Raw genomic sequence first — 10,832 nt, 5'->3', positions numbered from 1 at the left:
GAGCGGGCAGTGGACCGGGACCCCGAACGAGGCTCTGGACTGCGCGTGTGGTGTCCACCTCGCCGATCTCGGGGAGCACTGACAGTAGTCAGCACTCCCCGAAGGACTTATGAATCGCTGCACTAGGGAACTCCGCGGCACCGGGTCAGGCCGCGTCGGCTTTGTGTTCCAAGGTCCCGGGCACGGCCGTGGGGAAGCGCCGGACGCAGAGCGCCATGGCGGTCAGGGCGAGCAGGCCGATCGCGGCGGCGGTCGCCGTCACCCCCGCTCCCCCGTACCCGGCGACGACGGCGCCGCCGACCGCGCCGGCCACCGCCGTCCCTACGTAGAGACCGCCGGTGTTCAGGGCGAGGGCCTCGGTGCCCGCGTCCCCGGCCAGTCCCAGCAGCCGGGCGCTCATGGGGGCCGCGAAACCCCAGGCGGCGAAACCCCACAGGGCCAGCGTGAACGCCAGGGCCCACACCGGGACGCTGCCCGCACCGAGGTATCCGAGCGCGGCCAGGACCAGGCTGGTCGCGACCATCCCCGCGAAGCTGACGAGGAGGATCCGGTCGGCGCCCCACCGGTCGGTGGCCCGGCCGCACACGAGGGTTCCGACGGCGCCAGCGGCACCCACCACCGCGATCAGCGGGGCCAGGGCCACCCCTCCGGCCCCGGTGAGGTCCCGGGTGAGCGGAGCGATGTAGGTGTAGACCATGAAACCGGAGCTGGCGCCCATGACGGTGCTGGCCACGCAGGTCAGGATGGCCGGTCGGCCCAGCTGGCGCAGCTGCTGGCGGACCCCTGCCTCCGGGGCGCCGGGCAGGGCCGGCAGGCGCAGGACCGACGCGGCGAGGACCGCCAAGGTGAACAGGGCCACGGCCACGAAGGCCGAACGCCACCCGAGGACGGAGCCGAGGAAAGCGCCGATCGGCACTCCCAGGAACAGGGAGACGGTCAGGCCGGCAGCGACCGTACCGACGGCGCGCCCGGTCCGTTCCGCGGGGGCCAGCCGGGCCGCCATGGAGAAGGCTGCGGGGGTGAGCACCGCGGCGATCAGCGCGGTGGCCACGCGCATCGCCATCAGGGTGGCGTAGGTGGGAGCCAGGGCAGTGACCAGGTTGGCGAACGCGAACAGGGCGAGCCCGCTCAGGAGCAGGGTTCGGCGCGGGAACCGTGCGGTCGCCACGGCGAGCGGCGGGGCGGCCACCGCGTAGGTGAGGGAGAAAACCGTCACCAGCTGTCCGGCGGCGGCGACGCTGACGTCGAGTTCGTGGGCGATGGCGGGCAGGAGTCCGGCGATGACCAGGTCGTCGGTCCCGACCGCGAAGGCGGTCAGGGCCAGGCACACCAGCCATCCGGAACGGAGCGTGTGGGGTGACATGCCAGCACGCTAGAACCCTGACGCTGGTGTCAACGTCAAGCCCGAACCCGGGGCGCCCGGGCAGCCGGGGCGCTCCTGAGGATGCGTCCGGAGCTCAGGTGACCAGGGCACCCAGGATGACGATGAGCATGATCATACCGAGCACCACCGGCAACAGCCAGCGCTGTTTCCTGTTGTTGGTGAGCATGCTCATGACGTGCCCCGCTCCGGTGCTCGTTGGGATTCGCTACCCCAGGGTAGTCCCCAGGTCCGGGCGGTTCGGTAGCGGTCCTGCCTGCCGGGGCGGCTCTCCACCAGGTGGACGCGGTCGGCCCGCCAGCCGGTGGCCACCACAGGACCGAGAGCACGCAGGGCCTCGGTGAGGTCCCGGGGCGGCCGGGCCCGGGCCAGGGTGATGTGCGGCACGAACGGTCGTGACTCAACGGGCACCCCCGCGCCGCGGGCTGCGTCGCGCACCGCGCCCGCGAGCTCGTGCAGCCCCTCCCCCGTCACCCCGCACCAGAGCACCGAGGCCCGCTGCGCCCGGCCTGGAAAGGTGCCCCAGAGGTGCGCGGCGAGGTCTGGGGCGGGGCTCCCGCCGAGTGCGCGCCCCAGCGCGGAGATGAGTTCGGGCAGCCGGTCCTCGGGCACCCCGCCGAGGAAGGCAAGCGTGAGGTGCCACTCCTCCGGACGGGTCCAGCGCAGGCCGGTGGCGCTGGGGCGGGCCCGGCGGGCCGCTTCCGCGAGTTCGTCGACGACTTCCGGTGGGGGCCACAGCGCGACGAACAGACTCATGGCCCCTCCTCTCCGGTTCCGGCCCGCCGGCGGGTTGGGACTACCCCCGCGCGTCGGCGCCCTGCTGTTCGGCATTCCGACCCGGTTGACGTGGGCGGCCGGGGGACTCCGCTTCCGCGGCTCCGGGCTCTTCCGCGGCCCCGGCGCCGGGCTCTTCCGCTGAACCGTACCGGGGCCGTTCAGGGCCTTCCGCCCGCCCAGTGTCCTCGGCCGCGGCTTCCTTCCCGGCTGCGGATTCGCCCGAACCGGTCAGGAGGCGGCGGGGCAGCAGTTCGCGTACCCGCACCTTCTTGACCCGCATCAGCAGCACCGTGAGCACGCTGACCACCACGATGGTCACCACGCCGCCCACCATCAGGCTGGCCTGCGGGCCGAAGGCGTCGGCGATCAGGCCCACGACGGGCGCTCCGATCGGTGCCACCCCCATGAACACCAGCAGGAACATGCTCATCGCCCGGCCGCGCATCTGCGGGTCGACGCTGAGCTGGAAGGTGGCGTTGAGCGTGGTCACGAAGGTCATGAACAGCACACCCATCGGGACCAGGACCACGACGAACGCGATGTAGCCCGGCATCAGGCCGGCGACGAGCTGGGCGACGCCGAAGCCCATCGAACCGATGAGCACCAGGCGCAGCCTCGGGTACTCGCGCCGCGCGGCCAACAGCGCACCGGCCAACGCGCCGACCGCGAGAGCGGCCGCGGCCACGCCGAAGGCCTCGGCACCCGTCTGGTACACGTTATTGACCATGAGGGCGATCTGGTTCTGCCCGTTGGCACCGAAGAACTGCACGGAGCCGGCCAGGATCAGCAGCAGGACGAGGTCGCGCCTGCCCCCGATGTACCGGAGGCCCTCCCGGATCTGGCCCTTGCCGCGCGGCATGGGTTCGGTGGGGTTGAGTTCGGCGGGCCGGATCATCATCAGGGCCACGATCGTGAAGGCGAAGGACAGCCCGTTGATCATGAAGACGGGGCCGCTGCCGATCAGGCCGATGAGCAGGCCGGCGATGGCGGGGCCCGTGACGCGGCCCAGCTGGAAGCTGGCGCTGTTCAGGGCGATCGCGTTGGGAAGCATGTCCCGGTCGACCATCTCCGGGACGAAGGCCTGCCGCCCGGGGTTGTCGAGCACGGTGATCATGCCCAGGCCGAAGGCGAACAGGTAGACGTGCCAGACCTCGGCGGCACCGAGTGTGGCCAGGATGCCCAGGCCGACGGCGAGAACACCCATGCTGGCCTGGGTCACGATCAACAGCTTGCGCTTGCCGAAGCGGTCCACCATGGCACCGCCCCAGAGCCCGAAGAAGAGCATGGGAAGGAACTGGAGCGCGGTGGTCATGCCCAGGGCGATACCGCTGCCGCCGCTGAGTTGGAGGACCAGCCAGTCCTGGGCGATGCGCTGCATCCAGGTGCCGGGGTTGGAGACCAACTGTCCGAGCGCGTAGATCCGGTAGTTGCGGACCGACAGCGAACGGAACATCGCGATACGGCGCATCACTCACTCCCCGGACGGACGGAGCTGCGGAGAGTGACTGAAACGACCACCGTGGCGTGGATTCGGAGACGTAGAAGTAAACGGCGTTGACTCATCACCTGAGCCAACGCCGTTCACCGTGCCGTTCATTCCCCGTAACGGGAGGCCGCGCCCCCGCGCCGGGGTCCGGTCATCCGATCAGGTTGTAGATCGGCGCTTCCGCGAAGTGGATCAGGAAGACGACCGAGATCAGCCACAGGAGCGGGTGGACCCGGCGGGCCCGGCCCGTGACCAGCATGACGAAGGCGTAGGCCAGCAGGCCGAAGCCGATACCGTTCGCGATCGAGTAGGTGAGGGGCATCATGATGATCGCCATGAAGGAACCCATGCCGATGGCCGGGTCCTTGAAGTCGATGTTGGTGACCTGGGTCATCATCATGAAGCCGACGATCACCAGCACCGGGGTTGCGGCTTCGAAGGGCACCAGCGTGACCAGCGGGGTGAAGAGTGTCGCGATCAGGAACAACGCGCCGGTGACGATCGGGGCGATGCCCGTCCGGGCGCCCTCGCCGACACCGGCGGCGGACTCGGCGTAGAGCGTGGCGACGGAGGCGGAGCCCAGACCACCGAGGATCGTGCCGACGGAGTCCGCGACCAGGACCTCGCGGGCGCCCTCGATCTGGCCGTTCTCGTCGGCCAGGCCACCCTGGTGGGCGACGCCGACCATGGTGCCCATGGTGTCGAAGAAGTCGGCCAGCAGCAGCGTGAAGAGGAGCATGAGGACGGTGGCGAAACCGACGTCGGACCAGCGCTCAACGATGTTGAAGCCGCCGTCGGCGAACATGAAGAGCAGCGAGACGTCGGGCACCGCGACCAAGTCGCCGACACTGGTCGGGAGCGTCGGGACGGTCAGTCCCCACCCGAGGCCCTCCGCGCCGTCGCCCAGAACCGTCTCGACCGCGATCGCGACGACGGTGGTGGCGATGATGCCGATCAGGAGGGCTCCGCGCACGTTGCGCACGTACAGGGCGATGCTGAGCGCCAGGCCGACGACGAAGATCAGGATGGGCCAGCCGTTGAGGCCGCCGTCGCCGAGCTGCACGGGGGTGCCGTCACCGGGCTGCACGAATCCGGCGTTGACCAGTCCGATGAAGGCCAGGAAGAGACCCACACCGACCGCGATCGCGACCTTGAGCCCGGGCGGGATCGCGGCGAAGACCGCGGTACGGAACCCGGTCAGCACGAGGATGAGGAGGATGACGCCTTCGATGATGATCAGCAGGAAGACGTCGGACCAGCTCATCAGCGGTGCGATCCCGTAGGCCACGACCGCGTTCAGGCCCATGCCCGCCGCGATGGCGAAGGGGTAGCGGCTGACCACGCCCATGAGGACGCAGGAGAGCGCGGCGATGAGGGCGGTCATCGCGGCGACGCCCTCGATACCCAGGGTTTCGCCGTTGACGTCTTCGGCGGTGCCGATGATCAGCGGGTTGAGGACGACGATGTAGGCCATGGCGAAGAAGGTCGCCATGCCGCCGCGAACCTCCGTACCCAGGGTGGATCCGCGTTCGGAGATCTTGAAGAAGCGGTCCAGGGAGCCCTTGGGGGCTCTGCCCTGTCCCGATGTGCCTGAGGAGGGAGTTGGTGCGTTCACGTCGTCAGCCTGACCTGGTCGTGTTAAGGGACAGCAATGATTCTGGGCCAGATTAGTTGCATCTTTGTACAACATCAGCCACAGGTTTCACACGGGCTTCGTAGATAACACCATATGATCGGATGATCCTTCTACCGGACGTGATTTATACGTCCTGGCCCTCGGGCCCGACCGACGCGGCGGGCCTCCCGCGGCCCAGCGGTACCGGATAGCCTGATTCCGTGCGTAAACCCCGCCAGCCAGACCCCGAAGTCCACGAGAGCGACTACCGCGTCCCGGCCGCCATCGGCACGGTCGGGTGGACCGTCGCGCTCCTGGTGCTGCTCGCCATGGGCGACGGCCTGCCCGACACCGAGCGCTGGTGGATCGGCGTCTGTGTGACCGGGATCGCCCTCGGCGTCTTCGGGTTCCTGTTCATCCCCTACCTGTTCCGCAAGCGCGACCAGGCGGGGGAACGGGCCTCCGAACGGGCCGCGAAGCAGACCGGCGCTCCCTGAGCCGGAGCTCCGGACCCGACAGGGCACGGCTCACCTGACCGATAATGGGCGGGTGTCTGAGACAGAATTCCCGCGCGGCCTCGCCGACCGCCTCCGCGGCATCCTCATCGGCGCCGACTACACGGTGTCCGGGGTCCGCGACCGGCTCGGCAACGCCGCGGCCAAAGCCCTGGCCCGCGAGCAGCTCGTGCCCGCCCTGCGCGCCACGGGCGGGGAGGAACACCTTGGACTGCTTCTGCGCCTGTGGTGGCTCCAGAGCCCCGTCCCGGCCAGGGCCGCCCGTTCCATCCTGCCCGTCGAGGAACTCGCCAGAGCTGGACTGGTCACCGTCGAAGAGGGCCGGGACGGCCCCGTGGTGCGAGCCCTCGTCCACCTCGGACCGTGGGAGCTCGAGGACGGCCGACCCGGTTTCGTCGTGTCCGATCCCAAGGTGCGTCCCGGCAGCGGCGGCGTCCCCGGCCACGACCACGTGGTGGGCGCGGGCGGTGCCTCCGCCAACCTCTCCCGCCTGATCGTCGAAGGACCCTTCGAACGCGCCCTCGACCTGGGCACGGGCTGCGGCGTCCAGGCCCTGCACCTGGCCTCCCGCGCCCGCGAGGTGGTCGCCACCGACCTCAACCCGCGTGCCGTGCACCTGGCCGGGATCAGCCTCGCGCTGTCAGGGGTCAAGGACGCCCGCCTGGCCAAGGGCTCCCTGTTCGAGCCCGTCAAGGGCGAGCGCTTCGACCTGATCGTGTCCAACCCGCCGTTCGTGATCACCCCCGAGTCGGCCCGCTACACCTACCGCGAGTCCGACCTGCCCGGTGACAGCCTCTGTGCCGAACTGGTCCGCCAGGCGCCCGGCTATCTCACGGAGGGCGGCTGGGGGCAGTTCCTCGCCAACTGGACGCACACCGACAGCGACGACTGGGAGGACCGGGTCGGCGGCTGGATCACCGGCACCGGCTGCTCCGGCTGGGTGGTGCAGCGCGACGTCCAGGACCCCGCCGAGTACGTGGAACTCTGGCTGCGCGACTCCTGCGAACACGGCACCCCCGAGTACACGAGGCGCTACGACGCCTGGCTGGACTACTTCGACCGCGAGGGCATCAAGGGCATCGGCTTCGGTTGGATCAGCCTGCGCAACGACGCCGCCCAGGACGCCACCGTCAAGGTGGAGGAGCTCCGGCACGAGGTCGAGCAGCCCGTCGGCCCCTATTTGCCCGACGTGGTGGACGGCGCGATGACCGCGCACCGCCTCACCGACGCCGCCCTGCTCTCCACCCACGTGGCGCTCGCCCCGGGCGTGGTCGAGGAGCGCGTGTCCGTGCCGGGTGCGCCCGACCCCGAGAAGATCGTCCTGCGCCAGCGCGAGGGCCTCCGGCGCGTCGCACGCATCGGCACCGTCGAGGCCGCGCTCGCCAGCGTCTGCGACGGCACCATGCCGGTCGGCCCGCTCTTGGACGCCATCGCCGAGCTGATGGGCGAGGATCCGGTCATGCTCCGCGAACGCACCCCCGAGGCCCTGCGCACCCTCATCTCCGAGGGTTTCTTCCGCGTCGCCCGCTAAGGACTCGGGGAGTCCGTCCTGGACGCCGGTGCGCCCTCTCCGGTCAGCTCCTGGTCCCGAGCCGACCGGCCGGTCCCGCTCCGCTTGTAGAGGAAGCTGAAGACGCTCGCCGCGAACAGCACCGTCGCGGCGATGAGGAGGGTGGCCCGGTAGCCGTTGTCGAAGGCCTGGGTGGCGGCCTCCAGCAGGGGCACCGCAGCGCCGGGGTCCAGCTGGGCGGCGGCCGCCCGGGCCTCGTCCATGCCCTCGGCCGCCGTGTCGGGCGACTGTGCCGGCAGGGTGACGGTGCGGGCGTAGACGGCGGCCAGCAGGCTTCCGAGGACCGCGACACCGGTCAGGCTGCCCACCTCGTACGAGACCTCCTCCACCGAGGAGGCCATGCCCGCCCGGTGGGCCGGTGCGTTGCCCACGATGGCGGCGGAGGCCGCGGTCATCGCCGCTCCGGTACCCGCGCCGACCAGCAGCAGTCCGGCGACCGTCCAGCCCAAGGGGGCGGAGGTCGACAACAGCACGCCGGCCGTTCCCAGTGCGGTGGCAAGCAGGCCCAGGACGATCACCGGTCGGGTGCCTACACGGAACAGCAGCGCACCGGCGGTCACGCCCACGGGCAGCGCGCCGAGCGCCATCGCCGCGACGGTCAGTCCCGCCTGGAGCGGGGTGAACTCCAGCACCAGCTGTAGGCGCTGTGTGAGGACCAACTGCACTCCGGCGATCGCGAACATCGCCATCCCCGCGGCGATGACACCGATGAGGATGCGCGGGTCACGGAAGAGCGTGAAGTCGATGAGCGGGTAGGCCTGACCGCGCTGGCGCCGCACGAACGACCAGAACCCGGCGGCGGACGCCAGAAGGGCTACCGCGATCGCGGCCACCGAAGGTTCCGGTCCGGTGACCTCCTTGATCGTGTAGACCACGCCCACCAGGCCCACCATGACCTGGGCGGAGGCCAGCAGGTCCCACGGCCGTTCGGAGCTTCCCGAACCCCCGGGCGCGACCAGGGCGGCCAGGACCAGGGCGGCCAGCACGATCGGCACGTTGATGAGGAAGACCGACCCCCACCAGAAGAACTCCAGCAGCAGGCCGCCCACGATCGGCCCGATGGCGGCGCCGACCATCGCCATGGTTCCCCAGACCCCGATGGCGATCCCGCGTTCGCGCTCGTCCACAAAGGTGATGCGGATCAGTGACAGGGTCGCGGGCATCATCGCGGCGGCGCCCACCGCCAGGAAGACGCGCCCGGCGATGAGCATGGCCGGGTTCACGGCGTAGGCGGCGACCACTGAGGCGGTACCGAAGAGGACGAGGCCGATCAGGTACATCCGTTTGTGGCCGACGCGGTCGCCGAGCGTCCCCGCGCCCAGGAGGAGTCCCGCCATCACCAGGGGGTAGGCGTTGATGATCCAGAGCCGTTCCGAGGCGCTCGCCTGGAGCTCACTGCTCAGGGTCGGAAGCGCGGTGTAGAGGACCGTCATGTCCACCGCGATCAGCAGAAGCCCGGCCGAGACGGCGACCAGTACGAGCCAGCGCCTGGCCTTGGAGACCGGCTGTTGCCCGGATGCCGTCACGTCGCTCACGAACCCTCCCCCTTGTTCCGCGGTGCCGTTCTGTCTTGCGGGCTGTCTTGCGGGGCTGCTTCGCCCCGCGGTGCTGATGCGTCCAGCGGTGGAGCGCCGGTCAAGCCGGTCACGCGTGCGAGCACGGCCCGTTCCACGTCCGGCGGTATCCGGCACCCCGCCGTGGACTTGTGCAGCCAGAGCCCGTCGGCGATCAGCCTGGCCAGGAACAGGTCGAGCCCGGCGGGTTCGGGGGAACTCGGCGTGGGCGCCCACCTCTCCATGAGCTCGTTCCAGATCCGGGTGAGCTCGGGCTGGGAAACGGACTCCAGCATGAAGGCCAGGTCCGCTTGCCTCCTGCTCCCGCGCGCTATGACGCGGGCGTAGGCGGCGCCGCGCTCGGTCGGGTCGGCGTCGTCGTAGGGCTTGCCGAGTTCGGCGAGCAGGCGCTCTTCCCAGCCGTCCACGAGGTGCCGCTGGATCGCGAGGATCAGGTCCTCACGGGTACGGAAGTGGTAGAGGAGGCCGCCCTTGGTCAGCCCGGCCTCCTCGGCCGTGGACTCCAGGGTGAGCCCGGTGATGCCTGCGCGCTCGGTCACCCTGGTCGCGGCTTCCAGAATGAGGTGCCTCGAACTTGGTCGCATGGGAGTAACTGTACCTTCCGGAAGGTATAGTTACTGGGGTGAGTTGGCTCACCCCTGCATGCCGGTCAGGGCCGTCGCTCCCCCCGCCGCCCTCCAACACGGCGAAGTAATCCCATGCGCTCTCCAGAAGCCGCGGGTAACGTTTTCGCCATGAGCCCCTCTCCCACGGCCCGCGTCTCCGAACTCGTCGTCCACCCCGTCAAGGGCTGCGCCGGTCTGCCGCTGCGCACAGCCGACCTCACTCCCGCCGGGGTCACCCACGACCGCTCGTTCATGGTGGTCGACGACTCCGGTGACTTCCGTAGCCAGCGCAGGGACCCCCGCATGGCGCGGATCGTTCCGGAGCTCGACGAGAACGGGTCCCGGCTCGTCCTGCACACCGGAGGGTTCTCACCAGTCAAGGTCGTCGTGGATCCCGAGGGCCGCCGCCTGGACGTGGCCGTGCACGGTCGGCCCTTCGTGGGCGTCGACCAGGGAGACGAGGTCGCGGAGTGGCTGTCCGAGGTGCTCGGCGCGTCCAGCCGCCTGGTGCGGGTCCCCGACGACCACCGGCGCGAGACCAGCGGGCTGACCCCCGGCACCGCCGGTTTCGCCGACGGCCACGCCGCCGTGGTGGGTTCGCTGTCCTCCCTGGACCTGCTCAACGAGCGCATCCTCGCCACCGGGGGCGAGGCCGTCCCGATGGCGCGGTTCCGGCCCAACATCGTGGTGTCCGGCTGGCCCGAGCCGCACACCGAGGACCGGATCCGCAGGGTCCGCCTGGGCAGCGCCGAGCTGGGTTACGCCAAGGTGTGCATCCGCTGCGCGGTCACCACCGTCGACCAGGAGACCGGCGAGAAGCGCGGGCCCGAACCGCTGCGCTCCCTGGCCGGTTACCGCAGAGCGGACGAGGGCGGGGTGGCGTTCTGCGCGAAGTTCGCCGTCACCGTCCCCGGCACCGTCGCCGTGGGCGACCCCCTGGACGTCACCGAGTGGGCCGAACCCGAGCAGGGCCTGGGCCCCCGCCTAGCCGGAGCCCTGGGCTGACCCGCCCAGTCGTCCTCCCGAGGAAGAGCGCTACCGCGACTCGCAACCGCCGCTGTCACTCCAACGGCAGGACGAAGACTCCCATCCCCCGAACCGTCTGGACGCGGTCTTCGTCCTTGAGTACCTGCACAGCCTTGCGCAAGGTGTCCCGGGCGGCACCGAACTCGTCTTCGAGGGTGACTAGTGCAGCGATTCATAAGTCCTTCGGGGAGTGCTGACTACTGTCAGTGCTCCCCGAGATCGGCGAGGTGGACACCACACGCGCAGTCCAGAGCCTCGTTCGGGGTCCCGGTCCACTGCCCGC

The 10,832-nt window shown here is 70.4% G+C and carries 9 protein-coding genes; 3 read left to right on the top strand and 6 right to left on the bottom strand.

Annotated features, from left to right (window positions below):
• Positions 1–145: 145 nt before the first annotated feature.
• The 4 genes from ACYVD1_RS33845 to ACYVD1_RS33830 all read right to left on the bottom strand — a co-directional run bounded on the left by ACYVD1_RS33845 (position 146) and on the right by ACYVD1_RS33830 (position 5,259).
• Positions 146–1,363, bottom strand: coding sequence for an MFS transporter (locus ACYVD1_RS33845; RefSeq protein ID WP_460778562.1), 1,218 nt, complete (start codon positions 1,361–1,363; stop codon positions 146–148).
• 189 nt (positions 1,364–1,552) lie between these two features.
• Entirely contained in the window at positions 1,553–2,137 is a 585-nt protein-coding gene (gene thpR / locus ACYVD1_RS33840) for an RNA 2',3'-cyclic phosphodiesterase (protein WP_460778561.1), read from the bottom strand.
• 40 nt (positions 2,138–2,177) lie between these two features.
• Positions 2,178–3,626, bottom strand: a complete 1,449-nt coding sequence (locus ACYVD1_RS33835) for an MFS transporter (RefSeq protein WP_460778560.1) — start codon at positions 3,624–3,626, stop codon at positions 2,178–2,180.
• A gap of 169 nt (positions 3,627–3,795) precedes the next feature.
• Positions 3,796–5,259, bottom strand: a complete 1,464-nt coding sequence (locus ACYVD1_RS33830; protein ID WP_460778559.1) for an NCS2 family permease — start codon at positions 5,257–5,259, stop codon at positions 3,796–3,798.
• Positions 5,260–5,480: 221 nt separating this feature from the next.
• Between ACYVD1_RS33830 and ACYVD1_RS33825 the strand changes: the two genes are divergently transcribed.
• Both ACYVD1_RS33825 and ACYVD1_RS33820 read left to right on the top strand, forming a co-directional pair.
• Complete coding sequence (locus ACYVD1_RS33825; RefSeq protein WP_460778558.1) at positions 5,481–5,756, top strand: DUF2530 domain-containing protein; 276 nt, start codon at positions 5,481–5,483, stop codon at positions 5,754–5,756.
• Positions 5,757–5,808: 52 nt separating this feature from the next.
• The gene (locus ACYVD1_RS33820) at positions 5,809–7,305 is read left to right on the top strand and encodes a DUF7059 domain-containing protein (protein ID WP_460778557.1); all 1,497 of its coding nucleotides are present in this window, start codon (positions 5,809–5,811) and stop codon (positions 7,303–7,305) included.
• Here ACYVD1_RS33820 and ACYVD1_RS33815 read toward each other — a convergent pair.
• Both ACYVD1_RS33815 and ACYVD1_RS33810 read right to left on the bottom strand, forming a co-directional pair.
• Complete coding sequence (locus ACYVD1_RS33815) at positions 7,302–8,879, bottom strand: MFS transporter (protein WP_460778556.1); 1,578 nt, start codon at positions 8,877–8,879, stop codon at positions 7,302–7,304. The two genes, ACYVD1_RS33820 and ACYVD1_RS33815, sit on opposite strands and share 4 nt — an antisense overlap.
• Entirely contained in the window at positions 8,876–9,502 is a 627-nt protein-coding gene (locus ACYVD1_RS33810) for a TetR/AcrR family transcriptional regulator (protein WP_460778555.1), read from the bottom strand. The genes ACYVD1_RS33815 and ACYVD1_RS33810 overlap by 4 nt, the downstream gene beginning before the upstream one ends.
• Positions 9,503–9,652: 150 nt before the next feature.
• On the opposite strand from ACYVD1_RS33810, the gene ACYVD1_RS33805 reads away from it, so the two are divergent.
• Positions 9,653–10,528 (top strand): MOSC domain-containing protein, encoded by an 876-nt coding sequence (locus tag ACYVD1_RS33805; protein WP_460778554.1) that lies wholly within the window; start codon positions 9,653–9,655, stop codon positions 10,526–10,528.
• The last annotated feature ends 304 nt before the right edge of the window (positions 10,529–10,832 follow it).

The organism is Nocardiopsis nanhaiensis (genome assembly GCF_054778635.1).
Note: the sequence above shows the minus strand (reverse complement) of the source record. Positions and strands in the feature narration are given on the sequence as shown.